The sequence below is a fragment of the Pseudoalteromonas sp. OF7H-1 genome (genome assembly GCF_022347825.1).
Classification (GTDB): domain Bacteria; phylum Pseudomonadota; class Gammaproteobacteria; order Enterobacterales; family Alteromonadaceae; genus Pseudoalteromonas; species Pseudoalteromonas maricaloris.
In genome coordinates, this window is the sequence record NZ_JAKRFX010000007.1 from 57,505 (window position 1) to 76,757 (window position 19,253).

The window sequence follows — 19,253 nt, forward strand, 5'->3', positions numbered from 1 at the left end:
AAAGCCCTTAAATTGAATACTTAATGTTGAATGAGATGAAATCACGGTCCGCAAAGGTATTCGTCTTACCACCACCCCAAAACGTGTTATAGCCAAAATCAAATGACCACGAATTTAGGTAGTTAAAGTTAAGATTAATGCCTAGCGATTTACGATCCTCAATGAACAAGAACATAGGATCCGGGGTGATACCGTTAACATCATGTGAGAACACTACGCGTGGAGAAAAATTCACACCACTGAATAGGTTGTTATACTCACCCTTAGCAATAAGGCGATAGCCCCATGCAGAAGCCGATGGGAATGGATTGGTCTCTGGACCATTTGAAACCGCTTGGTGGATAAGATTGTAATCTCGGCCAGAAAGCCCCTCAATCGTGCCGCTTCGGCCAGTACCTGAAACATTCAAACGAAGCTCATCGTACTCTGGCATGTCTTTAATAGTAACAGCACCTACTTCACCAACCACTGCCCAGCTATCTGCGCCTAGCGATGGTCCAAACAAATGTGTTGCAGTAAACTGTGCTTGAATAGTGTCTCGCAAAATATAACCTTGCGCGACTTCACCAGGACCCACATAAGCAACATCGTCCCCTTGACTAAGCTGAGATAAACCAGCCAAATCATCACGCAGACCCGCAGCGGCTAACTGCTCAACCATACCCGCGTAAAGTAGTTCAACGTCATCTATCTGTAGTGGTTCATCTTGTCTATATGCCACTTCACCAGCAAATGCGGTTTCACCAATTGCGGTATTAAAACTTAAACCATACAGTTTGATGTCTTCTGGGTAGGTAATTTGCGCTTGAGTAAAGGCATTTAGGTTAGTGACATTGTCTGCGGTAATTTGATTTTGTGCGATGTAAGCTAAATCAGCCATGATCGCTTGCCCTGTAAAGTTAGAAGCTTTACCGGAAATCAGAGGTCTACGGCTGTGGTAATTAATGTAATACAAACCAAATTCAGTGTCGTTTAGCTCTGGAGAGAAAATACCTAAGCGTAAACCGTACTGACCACCATCATCAGGTTCGCTCTTACCGTTATTCCCTTTTCCTTTAAGCGCCACTTTAGTCGGATAAGCCATATACATGGACGCTGCAGCGCTGCCAACTGCTTGTGCTGTTGGCACTACGCCTTGAGCAACCAATGCGGCAGTTGCATCAGCATATAAACTGTTTAATGCGTCAGTGAGGTGATACAAATCGATATCAGGGTTTGAGGTAAAACCAAGCTGAACATTTTGCATATAACCATTTTCAGATGCAAAATCATTGGTTGAGAAGTAACTACCTGTTGCCGGCAATCTGGTTTCATGCCATTGATACTGATAAAAACCTTCAAGGTTGACGTTTTCAGACAAACCAATCGACGCCCAAAGCATACCTACAGGGATAAAGGCTTCTTTTACTTCAGAGCCAGGAGCTTTCAAACGGTCAATATCCACTGGGTTGACGTTAATGCCATGGGAAATAAGCGTACTTTCACCCCAGTTAACTACCTGCTGACCTAAACGCACGGAGAGCGGGTTTTTGCCATCATTGAGGTCAAAATCCGCCCAAACAAATGCATCTAGCAAGCGTAAATCCGAACAGACTTGTTTTCTGGTATCGTCGTCTTCACACGGGTCAACTTTTTTGCCTGAAACAGGGTTGCTATATGCAAAATCCCCATCTTCCATCGCAAAGTCGTAGAAATACATGAAACGAGTGAACAAACCATAGTTATCTTTGGTAATTGCTAAATCATGGGTACCTTTTAACAACTGAGAGAAAGTATCTCCAGAGTCAAAGTTTAGGTTACCAGCATCACCATTATTTGAATAGGCACCCTGTTGTGACCAGATCTGTGACGAAGAATAGATGGTATTGCCAGTGGTTGCTTTATAACCATCCCAGTTAAACTGTGGATGATTACTTTTACCGATGAAATCAAAGTTACGATCTTCAACGCGAATGCTTTGACCATAAGAAAAAGTCGAATCGAAGGTAATTTCGAAATCACCAACTTCAAAACTGGCCGCGTGTACTGACGTGGCGGCAGCTCCCATTACTGCCGCGCTAAGACCGAGCATGATTTTGTTTTTCACAAAGAGCGATCTTTTTATCATTATTTCTCCCCCTTTTGGCGGGTCATGTCTAGAGCTTAAGCTCTTAGAGTTATTGTTTTTTGTTGTCTAAACGATAGAAGCGAAACCGCGAAAATACAAATACTGCTCAACTAAATCAACGCTTTTTCGCCTCTAGGGGCGTATTTTACTCTTGGTAAGACGTCCTACCAGATAATTTATAACACGTATTTCAAGCTTATAACAAACTCATTTAACAAAAATAAAATATGTTTTGCAGTTTCACTTCGATTAAGTGACTTTTTCTAACGATAGAAACTTATTGCTATCATCCAAGATGAGACGGAATCTTCCCCTGATCCCAATTGATGAAATAAAGGGGCGAATACGCTCTGCGGGGAAGCGAATACTCTTCCCCCCATCTTCAATCACTTGCACTGAAGTATAGTGCCCGTAGTAGTAACCGAGGCACTTGTCATAGCTCAAATCCATGTAAAAGAAGTACTCTTTCATCTACTGCGCTAGCGCCTTCTCTACCTTCTCATATAAGTCGTCGCTCAAGCCTTCTAAGTTTGCCAAACGGCTCAACTGCCCACGCATCAGCTGTTGGCGCGTTTCATCATAACGCTTCCATGACATGAACGGCGTGATCATACGTGACGCATTTTGTGGATTGATGTTGTTTAGCTCCACTAATAAGTCTCCCAATAGCGCATAGCCCTTGCCATCTGTACGATGGAATTGCGCGGGGTTACTTCTTGCGAAGCTTCCTATCAATGCGCGAACACGGTTAGGATTGCCTTTGTCAAAACAAGGATGCGCATAAAGCGCATTTATATTCGATATCACCTCATCATTAGATAAGCTTGCACTTAATGCAAACCATTTATCCATGACTAGACTATCGTGACGCCATTGACTATCGAATTGACTGAACAAGCTTTCCATCTTTGTGTGCTGCGCGGCGACGGCGGCTTTTAATGATGCCAACTTAGTGGTCATATTGCTTGAAGAAAATTGATTATCTAGCGCGCTCTCAACACTATCGGAATCTGTTTTCGCTAAGTAATAAAGCGCTTTATTTTTAAAGGCTCTGATCGCGACATCCTTTGCTTCTAATGAGCCTGAGTCTTGCAAAGACAAATAAGCGTGTTCAAACACCGATTGCAGTGATTGCGCAATTTGCATTTCAAATGCATCGGAAATTGAAACGAGTTTGTCTACTGGGATAATTTCAAATTGACTAGCTAGCGTATCAAACGTTGGTAAAGTCAATAACTCGGCCAATAGCGCAAGGTCTCCATCTAATGTTTCCACCAATGCGGACAACGCATCGAGGACTTTTGGATCCAGTTTGAAATCGCCTGACGTAACCGCTCGTTTAACTTCAATCATAAAGATTTGCTGCACTGCTTCCCAACGAGCGTAATCACTACGCGCAAAACGCAATATGTGTAGTAACTCATCAATGGTATAGCTGTACTCCATAAGCACAGGCGCTGAGAAATCTTCTAGTAATACAGGAACGGGTTTACTTACAACTTGCTCAAACTCAAACCGCTGTTCAAATTCAGTAATATCTAACGCTCGTTGTATTTCTCCGTGCTTTGTTAGCAACGGAATGCTTTCACCTTGCCCATCCAAAAGCTCTAGCTTAAAAGGAATATGCAGTGGCACTTTTACGGGGTCGCCATCAGCATGGCTTTGGCTCACCGTAATTGAATATGTTTGTGCCTGTTTGTCATACTCGGTAGCCACTTTTACTCTTGGCGTGCCAAATTGCTCGTACCATAGTTTAAATTGCGTTAAATCGACACCAGAAGCATCCATCATTGCATTAACGAAATCATCGCACGTCACTGCTTGTCCGTCATGACGCTCAAAGTAGAGTTTCATCCCTTTTTGGAAGTTTGCTTCCCCCAATAAGGTATGCATCATGCGGATCACTTCAGCGCCTTTGTTATAAACAGTTACGGTATAGAAGTTATTCATTTCGATAACTTGCTGTGGCCTTATCGGATGTGCCATCGGTCCCGCGTCTTCTGCAAACTGATGCGTACGCATCGCCATTACTGCGTCGATACGGTTGAGGCCTCGAGAACCTAAATCGCTGCTAAACTCCTGATCTCTAAATACGGTTAGGCCTTCTTTTAAACTAAGCTGAAACCAATCACGGCAAGTAACCCGGTTCCCAGTCCAGTTATGGAAGTATTCATGTCCAACTATCGATTCAATGGTGTGAAAGTCTCGGTCTGTCGCAGTCTCTTGGCTTGCCAACACACAGGCACTATTAAAAACATTTAGTCCCTTGTTTTCCATTGCCCCCATATTGAAAAAATCAACCGCGACAATCATGTATATATCGAGATCATATTCCAAATCAAACCTTGACTCATCCCACTCCATGGCCTTTTTTAGTGACGTCATAGCATGGGGAGCTTTATGTAAATTGCCTTTATCGACAAATAGCGCCAACTTCACCTCTCTACCCGACTTTGTGCTGTAATTGTCTTCTAATACGTCAAAATCGCCGGCAACCAAGGCAAACAAATAGCTTGGTTTTTTGTGTGGGTCGTGCCATTTTGCAAAATGTCTGCCGTCACTTAAGCTCCCTTCTTCAACTTTATTGCCATTTGATAATAAGTAACGATACTTTGACTCACCGATGATCGTCACCGTATAAGTCGTCAGTACATCAGGTCTATCCATAAAGTAGGTGATTTTTCTAAAACCTTCCGCTTCACATTGCGTACAATAAGCGCCGTCAGAGAGGTATAAACCTTCAAGTGAGGTGTTTGTTTGCGGCGAAATTTTAGTGACAATTTTGAGCTCAAAGGCCTTTGGCAAGTTAGAAAGAATCAATTCAGAGTCAGATTTTTCAAGGCTTTGCCACTCTTCACCATTTACCTGACAAGATGCTAACTCTAAGTCGACACCATCCAATATTAATTGTGTCGCATTGCCCACCGCGACAAACTGACTTACGGCAGTCACTATGGTATTTCTTGGGCTTAACTCAAAGGTCAAGCAAAGCGTATCAACGGTATGGCTTGGTGCAAGGTAATCTTTAAGAAATTTGGCTTGTGGTTTTTGAGTCATATATAGTCCTTACAAAAACGCCCCAAAAAGGGGCGAGTGATAAAACAAATTTGATATCGCCAATTCTAAGGATAGGCGTTTAATTTCTATTTGACCTGTTGGAAAAGGCCTGAGCAAGATTGCAAATGCACTATTTTATGCACGGCCTGCTGTCTCATTTGGTTCTTCTGCGTTTACCGTAGGTGGCGTAATCTTAAGGATCTTGATACCAAGATACGCGTAGATGACCGCCAGCACAGGATTGATCAAGTTAAAGAATGCGTACATGGCATAATCAAACGGATTGATCAGTAGTACGCTCTGCATATATGCGCCGCAGGTGTTCCAAGGGATCAGTGGACTAGTGATTGTGCCACCGTCTTCCAGCGTACGAGAGAGGTTTACACTCTTCAAACCGCGCTTTTTGTATTCTTCTTTGAACATACGACCAGGAACAACAATCGCGATGTACTGATCCGCGGCAACTAGATTTGTACCAATACAAGTTGCAATAGTCGAGGCAATTAGTGAGCCCGTGCTTTTTGCAATTTTAAGAATGCTGCGTACAAAGACATCAAGTAAGCCAGTTTTTTCCATAATGGCACCAAACATCAATGCCGTCATCACCAGCCAAGTTGTCGTTAGCATTGATGACATGCCACCGCCACTTAACAAGTCGTCCATTTTTGCATCGCCTGTTTGCAATGCAAAACCATCAAAGAAAGTCGCCCACACCAATTTCACATAGCCCACTAACTCGCCTTGGCTAGCATCAATTTGACTTGCAATAAGATCACCTTGGAACAGCACTGCCCATATCGCCCCTATCACCGCGCCGATTGAAATCGCCGGAAAAGCAGGCATTTTCTTGATAGCAAGCCCAAGCAGCACCAGCAAAGGAACTAGCATTAACAGGTTAATGTTGAAATTAGTTTGTAGTATCGAAACAATTTCATCTATTCGTCCCGCCTCGCTTGACGCTTCAGCATTAAAGCCCATGACAATAAATATAATAAGTGCGATTACAAAGCTAGGTACTGTGGTCCAAAGCATATGTTGAATATGATCAAATAAATCACTACCGGCAACTGCAGGCGCTAAGTTCGTGGTTTCAGACAATGGGCTTAACTTATCGCCAAAATAAGCACCTGAAATGACTGCACCCGCGGTTACGACTTGATCTAAGCCAAGCCCTGTAGCCACACCTAGTAGAGCGACACCTATGGTTGCGGCCGTCGTCCATGAGCTACCTATACTCATCGCAACAATCCCACAAATCAAACAACTCGCGGCATAAAACCAACTTGGATTGATAATTTGTAGTCCGTAATAAATCAGTGTGGGAACGGTACCAGACAGCAGCCAAGTACCTATTAGGGCACCTACCATCAATAAAATGATAATGGCACCAAGAGAGATAGTGATCCCCTTTATCATCGCTTCTTCAAGCGTCTTCCACGTAAAACCATTTTTTAGGCCGACGAGCGCTGCAGTGAATGTTGCAAAAAGCAAGGCTATTTGGTTTGGACCTGATGATGAACTGTCACCATAGAGGTACACCGCAGCACCGAGCAAAGCGACCAACAAAGTGATCGGTATAAGAGCGTCAATAAATGACGGCTGTTTTTGTTGTTTCAAAAGGAATACTCCTACGCACGACGACCCATGCTTATAATTATTTTATTTGCAGTATACCGTTTTGAGCCGTTTTGAGTAGCTAGGTTGCCAGTGGTCGAGCCACGCACCATTCTCAAAAAGCCTCAAAAGAGTATCAGCTTAGAAAATCTGGCAGATGATAACAAAATTTGTAAAGTAAAAGTAAGTGTAAAAGGCATAATAAAAGGCGCTTGAAGCGCCTTTTATTATTTATTAACTTCGTTTTTGGCTATCCGCCCGTATGAAATTAGGTCCTGCGTGATTAGCGCAGCCTCTTCAAGGTAGGGGTCTAACTCCGAAATAACCTCTGGTGCATCATCCAAATCTTTAACCGGTTCTAAACCGAGACGTTTCAACCTTTCATTAGTACGTTTCAATACCAGATCATCGCGTTCTTCACGCTCCTTGATACGCTCGGCTTCAACTAATGAAATCGCCTTATCATCTTTGCGCGCTTTGTATTCTTCAATATCTTTATAAATATATTCGAATTCTGGCTCTGCTTTTACTCGCTCATCATGGCGCTTACTCAAGTATTGAATAGTTGGCGACAAGTTATCTAGACTCGCATATTTTGCTCGAACAATACTATCCCAAGGCAGTGCATTATCTTCTTGGCTCTCTCCCCACTCTTCAGGATTGATTGCCGAAGGTAGCAAGATATCAGGGATCACGCCTTTATGTTGCGTACTGCCACCGTCGATACGGTAAAACTTCGCAATAGTGTAGGTTACACTTCCCAAAGGATTCTCGAATAAATCGTAATTTTTACCGAGGCCACGATGTTGTTGCACGGTGCCTTTACCAAAGGTTTGCTCACCAATCACCACTGCTCGGCCATAATCTTGCATCGCAGCAGCAAAAATCTCAGATGCCGATGCACTATAGCGGTCAACCAAAACAGTCAAAGGTCCATCGTAGAAGGTAATGCCATCTCTATCTTGTTGACTTTCAACCCGGTTATAAGCGGTATGGATCTGAACAACTGGACCTTGGTCAAAGAATAGACCGGATAGCTGGGTCGCTTCGTAAAGTGAGCCACCACCATTTTGGCGAAGATCAATGATAACCCCATCTACTTTGGCTTCTTTAAGTTTAGCGATTTCAGTTTTTACATCTTGAGAAAGATTATTGTAGAAACTCGGGATTTCTATCACGCCTATTTTGCTTTGTAGCTCAGAATACTTGGCTTCAAAGACAGAAGACTTAACTGCGCGATCTTCCAATTTTACTTTGTCACGAACAATTTCAACGACTTTAGGCGTACCGTGACTATCAGTACCTTTAAGGTATTGAAGTCGAACCTTGGTCCCCTTCGGGCCTTTGATGAGATCAACCACATCATCTAAACGCCAGCCGATAACGTCTACAAATTCTTTATCATCTTGTGCTACGCCGATGATTTTGTCGTCCGGCTTAAGCTTTTCGGTTTTGTCCGCAGGGCCGCCAGGAACTAAACTACGGATCACAGTGTAATCTTCATCGTAACTTAATACCGCACCAATACCTTCCAGCTCTAAGTCCATATCCATTTTGAACTGTTCGGCTCGGCGTGGCGAGAGATAGGAAGTGTGCGCTTCAATACTGCGTGCAAACGCATTCATGATTACTTGAAATGCATCTTCACTGTTCGTTTGGACTAGGCGTTTTTGCGCGTTTTTATAGCGCTTGGTAAGGACTTCTTTGATCTCTTCCCAATTTTTGCCAGTCAACTTTAAGCGCAGCGCATCAGATTTAACACGCTGGCGCCAATATTCGTCAAGTTCGCTTGTCACGGTTGCATAATTTTGCTCTTCTCTATCAAAAATGAACTCATCTTTTTTGTCAAAGTTCATTTCTTTGTCGAGTAAGGCAATGGCAAAATCATAGCGCTCAAAGCGACGCTTCATGCTTAGATTAAACATATCATAAGCAAAACCCAGTTTTCCTGAGATCAATGCATCATCAAATTGCTTACGATATTGTTGAAAACTATCGATATCCGACTGTAGAAGCAAAGACTTATTAAAGTCGATGGCTTCTACGTAACGATCGAAAATTTTATCCGATAAGCTGTCATCAAAGCTGAAGCGTTTGTAGTGTTGTCGAGTAAATAGGTTAGTCACTCGTTTACTAGCCGTTGTATGTTGCGCTTCAGGTTTAAGAACCGGCAAGTCCTTAATAGTGACTGTGCTTGTTGAGGCTAAAGTAACACTCGATACGAACGCGGCGACTAGGGAAATGAGTGGTAACTTTTTACTCATATACAACTCCTTACTGGATATATAGGCTATCTGCTTTAGTTTTAACTTGCATTCCTGTTACAAGCTCTACGTGCACTTCATCATTTTTGACTTCAGTGATAGTAGCGTTAACAAGTGCTTGACCAAGTTTAACTTTAACTTTGTTATTAACCTTGACCTGTTCAGCCGGTAAAGGTTCAACTTTACCACTACGCTTTGGTTTAACTTCAGCAGGTTTACTACTCATTTTAGGGCGCTTTTGGTCTTGACGATCCCTAGAGTGAGGTTTCTTTTTGTAAGATTTTGTTTCGCCATCGCGATTGTTTGGACGCTGTGGCTTTTTACGCTTAGCCATTTTTGCACGGCTCTCGGCCAATGCTTTTTCTGCGTGTTCAACGTGCTCTTGTTCAACCTTTTCTGCTTGATTGCCGTCTAGGTCTACACGAAACTCGTTCTTAGTGACTGCTTCGAGATAACGCCAGTTTGAAGTGTATTTACGAAGTGCTTGACGTACTTGAGTTTTACTGACTTTGTCAGACCCCTCAATACGCTCAGCGATATCTTTGAAAATACCAACCTTTAATGGCTTAATCCCTTCCTTTTGCTTGAAGCAGTTAGGAAATTCTGAAAATAAGAAGTCTAATACTTCATTTGTGTCTTTTAGCTTGTTTGTGGTTTCCATTTTTAAACCTATTAATTACATCTGCTCATCGAGCGACGAGTTTATATAGTGTGTAACCCAGTCAATTAGCTCTTCTATATCTGCTTCAAGAAGCGCTAAATCACCGCGAAGATGTTCCCAAATACCTTCTATGAGCCTATCTATTGTGTCACAGTCTAAATCTTCGGGAAGCAAATCCCATGCGTGATGAATAAGTTCATTTAAGCGTTCTGCAACAACTTCTTCTTCGCCTTCCCAATCACCAACGTCGGCGTAGGAAAACAAATAATCTTGTACCTGAAGCATATCTTTCATTAAAGCGTTTCCTCAAACGCTTTAACTAACGCTTCTAATCCGATCTTATCCTGCTCGTCAAATCTTGCCAGACTAGGACTGTCAATGTCTAGCACGGCAATCACTTTATTATCTTTAAAAACAGGGATCACAATTTCTGAATTTGATGCTGCATCGCAAGCAATGTGGCCAGCAAACGCATGAACATCCTCAACCAATTGCGTTTCACAAGTTGCTGCGGCTGTACCACATACCCCTTTACCAACAGGAATTCGGATGCAAGCGGGGTTGCCTTGGAATGGCCCAAGAACCAACTCTTCAGCGCTATCCATAAGATAAAAGCCTGCCCAGTTGATATCTTCAAGCGTTGTAAATAAAAGCGCACTCAAGTTTGCCATATTGGCAATCACATTGTGTTCACCACTGATTAGCCCTTGAGCTTGTTTAACTAAAGTCTGATAAAAGTCTTGCTTTTGCATTACCATCAAATTCACGAATTGAACGACAAAAGCTAAAGGTACTCTTTCGGAGAAATAATTAAAACCTTTTCGACTGAAAAAGTATTAATTATCTGTAAAACTGACACTGCTCGGTTAATTATCACTCAGTTTTACGATGACCTGCCCGTAAACCAAACAAGAATAGCCCCGCGGCGAGCATTGACATTAAGGCGTTAACAATAAAACCGATACCCGATTGTGCCGCGAAAAGATAGCTAAATACCGCACCACCAAGTAAGCCCAGTGTTAACAGACCACCATATTGCACCTTGTTGTACCTAAACATAAGGATATATCCAGGAACAACGAAAAGGCACATTGCAAGACCAACGATATATGCGTTAGAAATTGCGCTCAGTAGTAAGTTAAAGAACATTTCACTGCGACCGAGTGTAAAGCTGTAGTAAATCCCAAGCACACCACCCACGATTAACGGTGATAATAAAGAGAACCCAACCCCTTTGCTAACTTGTTTCATATTCAACACTCTCTACACTTATTATTCATTCAACTCTATTGAGTATTGTGCAAGCAGTGCCTCGGCACTAGCCGACTTTGGTCTAATAGGTATTTTTTCGAGAGGATACTGGTGAAATCGCAATACGGGAGATTTCTGATATCAGAAACAAAAAAGCCCTCAAATTTGAGGGCTTTGAATGTGGCGGAGAGATAGGGATTTGAACCCTAGATACGCTATTAACGTATGCCGGTTTTCAAGACCGGTGCTTTCAACCACTCAGCCATCTCTCCAAAACCTGTTATCCACGCTCAATAGCATGAATCTAAAATAAGTGGCGGAGAGATAGGGATTTGAACCCTAGATACGCTATTAACGTATGCCGGTTTTCAAGACCGGTGCTTTCAACCACTCAGCCATCTCTCCGCAGCGGGGCGAATAATAGAGAATCCCTATCCGCTTGTGAAGCTTTTTTTTCAATTATTTGATCGTTTGCGTAAAATTTGGCTCAATCGTCTAAGAACCAGTCAAAATTATGCGTATTTTTAATATTTCAGCGAACTTTTGAAAATATTCAAAGTCTTACGTATTGAGTAAATATTGCCGTAGAGACCCAATTAACGACAGATATTGATCCAGAAATCATTGCCCCAACATATAACAATTGATACTCTTATCTTAGTTATTTTTGGGATCAGCATGTTTTATTAAGGAGCTTGAATCATGGCATTCAATCATTCATACAACACTGCAAAACCTGTCATGTCGACAATGGAAACAAACAAAGTGTTGAAAAACACTTACTTCCTATTGGCAATGACATTAGCGTTTAGTGCAGTAACAGCCGCAATTTCAATGACAATGGCATTACCAGCATTTACCGGTATTGTTTGTTCATTAGTTGCATTTGGTTTGCTATTTGTTATCGGTAAAAAAGCAAACTCATCTTCTGCTATCGGTCTTGTATTCTTATTTACTGGTATTTTAGGTTTCGGCCTTGGGCCTATGCTTAATCACTATGCTGCACTACCAAATGGTGGCATGTTGATAGCACAAGCACTTGGCACAACAGCGTTAATTTTCTTCGGTTTATCAGCTTATGCACTAACTACGAAAAAAGACTTCTCGTTTATGGGTGGCTTTTTAACGGTTGGTTTAATCGTGGTTATTATCTCAAGCCTAGTAAACTTGTTCATTGGATCAAGCATCGCGTTCATGGCAATTAACGCGGCAGTCGTTTTATTAATGTCTGGCTTTATCCTTTACGATACAAGCCGCATCATCAACGGCGGCGAGACAAACTACGTGCTTGCGACTGTGAGCTTGTATTTAAGTATTTATAACTTATTCACCAGTATCCTTGCCCTTTTAGGCGCGTCGGATGACTAACTCAGAATTTCTGATAAAATAAGCCCCATTACGGGGCTTTTTTTATGAGTAAAATTTGAGTCAAATAGCCATATCAGTGCACTTTGGCGTAGCTGCACAGTCAAAGTTAACTTTACTAGAGCGATATGTCGATGCAGCTATTAAAAGTGACCATCAAATCGCGTGCATCTTTCTATATCAAGATGGTGTCTATCACGCCAGTCAAAATATCATACACGCTTCCGACGAATTGCAAGTCAACGCGATTTGGCAACGCATCAAAGATAAAGGGATCCCCCTGTTGTTGTGTGTCACCGCTGCGGAAAAACGCGGCGTTAGCATCGAAGACGTTAGCCCTTTCACCGTTGCAGGCCTTGCGGAGTTTGCCATGCTCTCGAGTAAGTCTGATAAGTGGATGCAGTTTAAATGAGTAAAAACGTGTTAATTATTTCTCAAACCAGTCCATTTGACCAAAATAGTCTGAAAGAAGCGCTCGATGTCGCACTAATCTATGCAGCGATTGATCAACAAGTAAGTTGGCTTTTTACCGGTTCTGCTGTGCTATCGCTCCAGAAAACCCTCAATGCTCCACTACTGGGTTTAAAAGACATGTTTAAGCAATTAAAAACTCTGGAAATTTATGATGTCGAGCGGGTTTATGCCTGTCAGTCTGCGATGCAGGAGTTTAACATATCGCCACACTCCCTTGCTGTTGATACTGAAATCAAAAATCAACATGAAATCCTTGCGTTAATCAAACAACATGACTTTGTGGTGACACTATGAGTACGCTACATATTATTTCTAGTATCGAAGCATGCGATCAGCTGCAGTTTGTATCCCATCACGACACAATTTTATTATGTAATGATGGCTGCTTTGGGCAAACGCGTATCTCAGCTGGAGATGCAAATGTGGTGATGCTGCAAACTTGCGCCTGTGCCAGAGGCATTGTCCCAGAGGCCGGAGTAGAGCTTATCTCTGACAAAGATTGGGTTGAGCTGACCATTACGATGAACAATTCAATTACTTGGTAATCATCATGCTAGAATTTAACAACCAAACTATCGAGACAGATAAACAAGGCTATTTGCTAGACCATACTCAATGGACTAAAGATTTAGCACCACTTCTAGCCGCAGAAGAAAATATTGAGCTTTCAGATGCACATTGGGAAGTCATTGAGTTTGTGAGAAATTTTTATCTCGAATACAATACCAGCCCCGCGATCCGCATGCTGGTAAAAGCAATGGCTAAAGCACTAGGCGAAGATAAAGGAAATAGCATCTATTTATATAAGCTATTTCCAAAAGGCCCAGCCAAACAAGCAACAAAAATAGCCGGATTGCCAAAACCCGCCAAATGTATTTGATAATACTTGATAAAAAATATGAAGCTTATTACTCCATAAGCTTCATATTTAATCATAATAAGTTAAAATTAGTTTGAAGCAATTACCCCATCAAAAACTTTATCAATCATTACTTGAGCCAACCGTTCATCTATAGACAATGGTTCAGGCACTGCATAATCAATATCCACAACGCCATTGTCCGTCAATACCAACTTAGATGCTATTTGATATTTTGACAAGCTTCGTGAGCTATAGTCATAGACATAAACCTTTTCTCCTAATTGCCCCGTATGCGCTCTAATTGCCTCACTTTGTTTTTTTAGCTCAGAGCACATATGACAGCTGGTTAAGACATTATATTTAGCTTGAAAACCACAGTATGCTATAAAGCTAACTAATGAGAGAAATATTAATAATAGCCCTAAAAGATATTTTTTCATATTAGCTCCTAATTAAGCATTTGGAATCAGTTCTCTTAGTACGTTTCCAACACGTTATGCTGGCTATCGTAAGCTTTAAGTACTTTAAAATCCTCACCGTCACTTTGCTCACTTTCAACCGCAAGCACATAACTTCCATCGGTAAACACTAATTTATGAAGGAGCTTTAAATCTACAAGTTCATTGCTATCCATATCCAAAATATCTCTAATTGAAATTAGCAAAGGCTTGATACGACTTTTTAGATTAACAATAATTTCCTTATTTAAGCTACTTCTCATCGCCGATGTTAAGATAAAATCATTTGCATTATCCTTGCTCCAATCCCCTTCAACCTGATGAGCTGCTATCAAGTAGGGAGACTCGCTCAAATAGCTACCATAATTCAAGCTTTCCAGAAATAATGATTCTAGTGGTTCAAGCGCCATTGACTCTTTTTCAGTTAAAGAAAGTACTCTGTGTTGCGGTATGTAAACTTGCTCACCCTCAACACTCGCTTTATCATGATAAATTTCGACCTTGCTCAGGTTTCTATTTACAAAATCATAAATAAAAACAATGCCATTATTGCCTATGCCTAATATTTCTATTGCAACACTTCTAGCCTCAATATCTTGGCATCCATGGCAACCACCTAATAATCTAAATTGATTACTACTCATTTTCTCTGTGCTTGAATGGCAAATAAAACTGAAAAATAAGATAAATACAAATAAGATCTTAAAGTTAATATTCATAATTATTCCTTTTTATATATAATATTAATGAGTTACAAAGTCACTGACTAACTACAAGACGCTAAGCAGGTCATCCGACTATTGTCAGAGGAAATAGTGCAACTCGTCTTTATTCTCGGGCAAGAACGAGACAATTCAGCTTGTCGCATTCTTAGGCCTAGCTCTGACATATACTCTTTGAAATTTTCATAACGAGCCCATTGCCTATGCTGATAATACTGTGGTGTATTGGGGGGCGTGACAGGGATGGTGTTGCCGTCTCCATCTTTAACTTCAACTATGTTATAGGTTTGTCTATGTAGGTTAGGTTCAACTTTTACATATGAGCCATCTGGAAAAATGATATTAAAATCAAACTTCTCTGAAAGTATAGCAAACCTTTTTATGTTTAGAGCAGAAGTAATCCTATTAACTAAGGTTGACACTCTATTATATCCAAGCCGAAAGTGCGTATCAAATAGCTCATTTCGCATTTGTGAACTCCGAACAAAGTCAAAAGCGCTATCACCATAAGGACTTGAGCTAACAACTATATCAGTATGGAGAGCACCTTGGTATACTTCGTAGGTTAAAGAGCGTTCTTTAAAATCATTAAAGACTTGAACAATATTTTGCCCATACTCTCTTTCTCCAGATGATAATACTTCAGCTCTCACTCTTTTTATTGGCACTCGTTGGTAAGGGTCAACTTGGATCCACTCATAATATACATAATACTTTTTAAGTGTTCTTGCAGGGTAATTAAATACGAAAACAGTGCCACTGTCCCCCGGCTCCCATGCACTTTTAGCGGCAGATTGACTATAACTTTCACTACACCCATGGCAGGCTGTCATAAGATGTTTAAGATCAGTGTTTTGTTCAGAGTTGGCCTGAGTATTACAGCTTAAGACTAGAACAAAAGCAAGGTAGATTAAAAAATTATTGATTTCAAATGTTTTTTCCATATATTTATCCTTAAATATTCATTTTAAAATCAAATAAAAAATAGATCGAAAATCAAAGAACGTCAACATTAATAGAAATTAAAAATTAAAAATCATTATTACAATTTAAACAACAATATAATTAAAATAGCGGTTTCAACTCTTTGTGGCGACACCTGATAACCTCAATCTAAACTTCGCTATATACTAGTAACAAAAAGAAACAGGCGCCTATATAGTTGCTTTTCAGGCTAATGGAAAAGTACACAAACAGGGGGGAAAGCCTAAGCAAATTGCGCATATAAAACAGGCGCTCAATGCGAGGCCAAGAAAATGTCTAGGGTTTAGGTAATCAGCGGTGATATTCGATGAATTACGCAAAGTAGCCTAATTTAGCGAGTAGAGCACTTCGGACTTGAATTCGCGAGTACAAAAATCTGTTTGAGAAATGGCGACACCATGCAGAGTTATTCATAATTTAAAAAAGCCTAAAACCGTAGATGATTTTAGGCTTTTTACAAGCTACTCTTGACGACGTTACTTCGTATACGCTCTAGGCATATCAGAATCTGTCGTATATCTGTCTCTTAGTTTATCGTGGCGTGACTCAGTAGACACTTCCTCACCATTGATCCAGATTTTATCGATTGTGGTGCTGAATTCGAAAGGATCCGCACTCCACATTACGATGTCTGCACGTTTACCAGCTTCAATCACACCGCCATCAATGCCCAGTGCTTTTGCTGGGTTAGCGGTAACTGCCTTAAGTGCGCCGTCATGACTCATGCCATTTGCTACAGCAATACCCGCATCAAAGCGTAGCTGGTAGACGTTATGACTACCGTCACCACCAATTGACAGGATGATATTGACACCCGCTTTCTCAAGCTTACCTGCGTTATCTAGGCTTGCATGCATTGAGTCAAAGCTAGCTGGTAGATTTGATACCGCACTCAAAATAACAGGTACTTTCGCCTCAGCTAATTGCTCAGCGACCACTACCGCATCATCTGCACCCTGAATAATCAGATCTAAACCAAACTTTTCTTTTAGCTTAATCGCTTCAAGAATATCCGACGCCCTTGAAAGCGTCGCTATCACAGGCATATCACCCGCAAGCACTTGAGTTAACACTTGTTCTTCTGAACTCGGTTTTCCCTCGTCTTTTTTGTCTTTCTTAGCAAGCTTTTCTTGCTGTGCTTCAAGCTTTTTAACAACGTTATCTAACGCTTTTGCACGAGACCCTTTGCTTTTGGCACCCAGATGAATAATTAACGCTGTTTGCTTGTCAGTCACACTGTTAAATTCACCAGATAAGTCAACAACAAAACCAAGCCCTGCAAACTCACTTTTACCACCCCAAGGTGCGACAAAGTTTTGCGTTACACCGCCTTTTCTTGCATAGGCAATTAAGCTACTACGTGGATTAAATGCGGTGCTTGCGTCAAAGTCTACGCCGGCATCGTCATCACCAGCATCACGAGAAGCAGCAACAGCACCGACTTCAACTAAACCAAGCTGGTTCATTGAGCCGATAAAGCCAGGAGTGATAACCTTACCGCTGGCGTCAATCGTTACATCAGCAGTCACGTTATCTGGATTAATCGCTTTTATTTTACCGTTCTCGATAACTAAAGTCGCACCTTCAAGTACGCCAGCATCTGTCGCGGTATGGATCGTTGCATTAGTAATTGCGGTAACATTGGCAAAAGCTACAGAGTGAGCTAGCAATGCGCTAGTGATCATGGTTAGTTTCATGGTTTTCATCTCATCAACTCCTTACTTTTGACCTAACATAAAATCACTAACCGCTTGATATTTTTCATCGTGACGATCATAGACTTTACCACCATCTACAAAGACCTGCTCTGCACGAGAGTACACGCTAAACGGATTGGTGTTCCAAATTACTACATCGGCTTGTTTGCCTTGCTCAAGCGATCCAGTTTTATCCTGAATGCCTAACGATTTAGCTGCGTTCGAGGTGATCCACTTAATTGCATGCTGCTCGTTGATGTTAAAGCCAGACTGGTTAGCTGTGTTCATCACTTTTGCGGCTTCATGATTCAAGCGTTGGATTGTGGTATCTGAATCAGAATGAACTATCGCACATGAGTTTTTCACTGCATCTACAATTGCTACATTTTCCTGAACCATATCATAGGCTTCCATCTTAAAGCCCCACCAATCTGGCCAAAGCGCAGCACAATTACCGTTTTCACCTAACAGATCTGCAATCTTGTATGCTTCAATACCGTGGTGGAACGTCCCTGCGTGATAACCAAACTCTTTAGACAAGTCGATCATCATTGCCATTTCTTCTGCTTTATAACAATGGTTATGGATCAGGATTTCACCATCTAACACACCACGAAGCGTATCGAACTTGATATCACGTTTTGGTGCATCCGGATTCAATCCAGCAGCATATTCGGCTTCGTACTGTTCCCAAGCGCGCTTATATTCACCAGCTTCAATCCAAGCTTCACGATATCCTGCCATGTTACCCATACGCGTATAAGGGGCAACACCTTTGGAGCCGTATACACGCTTTGGATTCTCACCACATGCCATCTTTAACCCATATGGCGCATCTGGGAATTTCATTGCCTGCATTGTTGGTGCCGGCACATTCTTTAAGGTAACACCACGACCACCAAATAGGTTTGCAGAGCCAGGTAAGATTTGTAGCGTGGTGATCCCCCCTTCTCTAGCTCGGTTAAAGCCTGGATCTTGCGGCCATACAGAATGCTCAACCCATACTTGAGAAGTATTAGGGTTAATCATTTCATTGCCATCACTGTGCGATTCTACACTTGGGCTGGGGTAAGCTCCTAAATGAGAGTGCACATCGATAATGCCAGGTGTTACCCATTTGCCTTCAGCATCAATGGTAATATCTGCCGTGACAGATAGGTCTTTACCAACTTGCTTGATTTTACCGTCAACAATAAATACATCACCTTGTTCTATTTTTTCACCCGTTCCGGTTAAAACGGTAGCATTAGTGATTAGGGTGGACTGAGAAGGTACAGGCTTGTAGGTACTTGGGTATGGGTTTTTCTCTATGGTAACTTTTTCTTTTTGTGGGCCGTTATCCTGACAGCCCATCAAAGCTGCGGCAATGCCAGCTACGACTAGGGAGGGAGCAAATTTATACATTTTTGTCATCTCTATTGTTTTTTTGTGACTTTAACTCATGCCATCGCACTTTACGCAATTATGAGTTTTAGTGACAAGTAATTACGACGAACGTCCGAACATTATAACGCATGTTGTCATCAGTGAGTAATTTAGAAAAGCCTTAGTTGCCATAACTGAATGTAAATTAGCGTCAATATTGACACGTTTTGACACATCAAGTGGCATAAGTAACAAAGAGGAAGTAAATCTAAGAATGAAGTGTTAAATTATCGATAATGGTATTTTATAGTGAAAAAAGTTTTTACTATTTGTATCCTTAGAAACAAAATAATTTATTAATTTACAGATAGA

At 41.4% G+C, this 19,253-nt stretch carries 19 protein-coding genes and 2 tRNA genes; 5 read left to right on the plus strand and 16 right to left on the minus strand.

Annotation, left to right across the window (positions count from 1 at the left end):
- Nucleotides 1-7: 7 nt before the first annotated feature.
- The 11 genes from MHN30_RS10375 to MHN30_RS10425 form a co-directional block, all read right to left on the minus strand.
- Nucleotides 8-2,107 (minus strand): DUF1302 domain-containing protein, encoded by a 2,100-nt coding sequence (locus MHN30_RS10375; RefSeq protein WP_130163974.1) that lies wholly within the window; start codon nt 2,105-2,107, stop codon nt 8-10.
- 249 nt (nt 2,108-2,356) lie between these two features.
- Nucleotides 2,357-2,578 carry a DUF2835 domain-containing protein gene (locus MHN30_RS10380; protein ID WP_010604628.1) on the minus strand — a complete coding sequence of 74 codons (222 nt, stop codon included), beginning with the start codon at nt 2,576-2,578 and terminating at the stop codon, nt 2,357-2,359.
- Nucleotides 2,579-5,164, minus strand: a complete 2,586-nt coding sequence (pepN, locus tag MHN30_RS10385) for an aminopeptidase N (RefSeq protein WP_239359500.1) — start codon at nt 5,162-5,164, stop codon at nt 2,579-2,581.
- Nucleotides 5,165-5,299: 135 nt separating this feature from the next.
- Complete coding sequence (gene nhaC, locus MHN30_RS10390; RefSeq protein ID WP_039495721.1) at nt 5,300-6,781, minus strand: Na+/H+ antiporter NhaC; 1,482 nt, start codon at nt 6,779-6,781, stop codon at nt 5,300-5,302.
- A gap of 224 nt (nt 6,782-7,005) precedes the next feature.
- The gene (gene prc / locus MHN30_RS10395) at nt 7,006-9,042 is read right to left on the minus strand and encodes a carboxy terminal-processing peptidase (protein WP_239359502.1); all 2,037 of its coding nucleotides are present in this window, start codon (nt 9,040-9,042) and stop codon (nt 7,006-7,008) included.
- 10 nt (nt 9,043-9,052) lie between these two features.
- A complete protein-coding gene (gene proQ / locus MHN30_RS10400; RefSeq protein ID WP_039495719.1) occupies nt 9,053-9,703 on the minus strand; it encodes an RNA chaperone ProQ in 651 nt (216 codons plus the stop codon).
- Between the two features lie 15 nt (nt 9,704-9,718).
- Nucleotides 9,719-9,997, minus strand: a complete 279-nt coding sequence (locus MHN30_RS10405) for a hypothetical protein (protein ID WP_010371557.1) — start codon at nt 9,995-9,997, stop codon at nt 9,719-9,721.
- A complete protein-coding gene (locus tag MHN30_RS10410) occupies nt 9,997-10,455 on the minus strand; it encodes a GAF domain-containing protein (protein WP_010371559.1) in 459 nt (152 codons plus the stop codon). Before MHN30_RS10410 ends, MHN30_RS10405 begins: the two co-directional genes overlap by 1 nt.
- A gap of 121 nt (nt 10,456-10,576) precedes the next feature.
- Nucleotides 10,577-10,954, minus strand: coding sequence for a hypothetical protein (locus MHN30_RS10415; RefSeq protein WP_239359504.1), 378 nt, complete (start codon nt 10,952-10,954; stop codon nt 10,577-10,579).
- 181 nt (nt 10,955-11,135) lie between these two features.
- Nucleotides 11,136-11,226, minus strand: a tRNA-Ser gene (locus MHN30_RS10420).
- A gap of 42 nt (nt 11,227-11,268) precedes the next feature.
- A tRNA-Ser gene (locus tag MHN30_RS10425) sits at nt 11,269-11,359 on the minus strand.
- Nucleotides 11,360-11,656: 297 nt separating this feature from the next.
- Here MHN30_RS10425 and MHN30_RS10430 point away from each other — a divergent pair.
- The 5 genes from MHN30_RS10430 to MHN30_RS10450 are packed head-to-tail and all read left to right on the plus strand — an operon-like array spanning nt 11,657 to nt 13,673.
- The gene (locus MHN30_RS10430) at nt 11,657-12,322 is read left to right on the plus strand and encodes a Bax inhibitor-1/YccA family protein (RefSeq protein ID WP_010604622.1); all 666 of its coding nucleotides are present in this window, start codon (nt 11,657-11,659) and stop codon (nt 12,320-12,322) included.
- 55 nt (nt 12,323-12,377) lie between these two features.
- A complete protein-coding gene (gene tusD / locus MHN30_RS10435; protein ID WP_130163968.1) occupies nt 12,378-12,731 on the plus strand; it encodes a sulfurtransferase complex subunit TusD in 354 nt (117 codons plus the stop codon).
- Nucleotides 12,728-13,087 carry a DsrE family protein gene (locus MHN30_RS10440; RefSeq protein ID WP_130163967.1) on the plus strand — a complete coding sequence of 120 codons (360 nt, stop codon included), beginning with the start codon at nt 12,728-12,730 and terminating at the stop codon, nt 13,085-13,087. Before tusD ends, MHN30_RS10440 begins: the two co-directional genes overlap by 4 nt.
- Nucleotides 13,084-13,338 carry a DsrH/TusB family sulfur metabolism protein gene (locus MHN30_RS10445; protein ID WP_130163966.1) on the plus strand — a complete coding sequence of 85 codons (255 nt, stop codon included), beginning with the start codon at nt 13,084-13,086 and terminating at the stop codon, nt 13,336-13,338. Before MHN30_RS10440 ends, MHN30_RS10445 begins: the two co-directional genes overlap by 4 nt.
- A 5-nt stretch (nt 13,339-13,343) precedes the next feature.
- Nucleotides 13,344-13,673 (plus strand): TusE/DsrC/DsvC family sulfur relay protein, encoded by a 330-nt coding sequence (locus MHN30_RS10450; protein ID WP_045989037.1) that lies wholly within the window; start codon nt 13,344-13,346, stop codon nt 13,671-13,673.
- Between the two features lie 68 nt (nt 13,674-13,741).
- On the opposite strand, the gene MHN30_RS10455 is transcribed toward MHN30_RS10450, so the two are convergent.
- The 5 genes from MHN30_RS10455 to MHN30_RS10475 form a co-directional block, all read right to left on the minus strand.
- On the minus strand, nt 13,742-14,095 hold the full coding sequence (locus tag MHN30_RS10455) for a hypothetical protein (RefSeq protein WP_130163965.1): 354 nt from the start codon (nt 14,093-14,095) through the stop codon (nt 13,742-13,744).
- Nucleotides 14,096-14,130: 35 nt separating this feature from the next.
- Nucleotides 14,131-14,832 (minus strand): hypothetical protein, encoded by a 702-nt coding sequence (locus tag MHN30_RS10460; RefSeq protein ID WP_130163964.1) that lies wholly within the window; start codon nt 14,830-14,832, stop codon nt 14,131-14,133.
- A 47-nt stretch (nt 14,833-14,879) separates the two neighbouring features.
- The gene (locus MHN30_RS10465; protein ID WP_130163963.1) at nt 14,880-15,779 is read right to left on the minus strand and encodes a hypothetical protein; all 900 of its coding nucleotides are present in this window, start codon (nt 15,777-15,779) and stop codon (nt 14,880-14,882) included.
- A gap of 516 nt (nt 15,780-16,295) precedes the next feature.
- Nucleotides 16,296-17,525 carry an amidohydrolase family protein gene (locus MHN30_RS10470; RefSeq protein ID WP_239359506.1) on the minus strand — a complete coding sequence of 410 codons (1,230 nt, stop codon included), beginning with the start codon at nt 17,523-17,525 and terminating at the stop codon, nt 16,296-16,298.
- Nucleotides 17,526-17,537: 12 nt separating this feature from the next.
- Nucleotides 17,538-18,920 carry an amidohydrolase gene (locus tag MHN30_RS10475; protein WP_130163961.1) on the minus strand — a complete coding sequence of 461 codons (1,383 nt, stop codon included), beginning with the start codon at nt 18,918-18,920 and terminating at the stop codon, nt 17,538-17,540.
- Nucleotides 18,921-19,253: the final 333 nt, after the last annotated feature.

Coding starts and splice junctions, on each gene's coding strand:
- MHN30_RS10405 (WP_010371557.1), bottom strand. CDS start 9,997: ATGAAAGATATGCTTCAGGTACAAGATTATTTGTTTTCCTACGCCGAC.
- MHN30_RS10465 (WP_130163963.1), bottom strand. CDS start 15,779: ATGGAAAAAACATTTGAAATCAATAATTTTTTAATCTACCTTGCTTTT.
- MHN30_RS10475 (WP_130163961.1), bottom strand. CDS start 18,920: ATGTATAAATTTGCTCCCTCCCTAGTCGTAGCTGGCATTGCCGCAGCT.
- MHN30_RS10455 (WP_130163965.1), bottom strand. CDS start 14,095: ATGAAAAAATATCTTTTAGGGCTATTATTAATATTTCTCTCATTAGTT.
- MHN30_RS10445 (WP_130163966.1), top strand. CDS start 13,084: ATGAGTACGCTACATATTATTTCTAGTATCGAAGCATGCGATCAGCTG.
- proQ (WP_039495719.1), bottom strand. CDS start 9,703: ATGGAAACCACAAACAAGCTAAAAGACACAAATGAAGTATTAGACTTC.
- MHN30_RS10460 (WP_130163964.1), bottom strand. CDS start 14,832: ATGAATATTAACTTTAAGATCTTATTTGTATTTATCTTATTTTTCAGT.
- MHN30_RS10415 (WP_239359504.1), bottom strand. CDS start 10,954: ATGAAACAAGTTAGCAAAGGGGTTGGGTTCTCTTTATTATCACCGTTA.
- pepN (WP_239359500.1), bottom strand. CDS start 5,164: ATGACTCAAAAACCACAAGCCAAATTTCTTAAAGATTACCTTGCACCA.
- MHN30_RS10375 (WP_130163974.1), bottom strand. CDS start 2,107: ATGATAAAAAGATCGCTCTTTGTGAAAAACAAAATCATGCTCGGTCTT.
- MHN30_RS10440 (WP_130163967.1), top strand. CDS start 12,728: ATGAGTAAAAACGTGTTAATTATTTCTCAAACCAGTCCATTTGACCAA.
- MHN30_RS10430 (WP_010604622.1), top strand. CDS start 11,657: ATGGCATTCAATCATTCATACAACACTGCAAAACCTGTCATGTCGACA.
- MHN30_RS10450 (WP_045989037.1), top strand. CDS start 13,344: ATGCTAGAATTTAACAACCAAACTATCGAGACAGATAAACAAGGCTAT.
- prc (WP_239359502.1), bottom strand. CDS start 9,042: ATGAGTAAAAAGTTACCACTCATTTCCCTAGTCGCCGCGTTCGTATCG.
- MHN30_RS10380 (WP_010604628.1), bottom strand. CDS start 2,578: ATGAAAGAGTACTTCTTTTACATGGATTTGAGCTATGACAAGTGCCTC.
- MHN30_RS10410 (WP_010371559.1), bottom strand. CDS start 10,455: ATGCAAAAGCAAGACTTTTATCAGACTTTAGTTAAACAAGCTCAAGGG.
- MHN30_RS10470 (WP_239359506.1), bottom strand. CDS start 17,525: ATGAAAACCATGAAACTAACCATGATCACTAGCGCATTGCTAGCTCAC.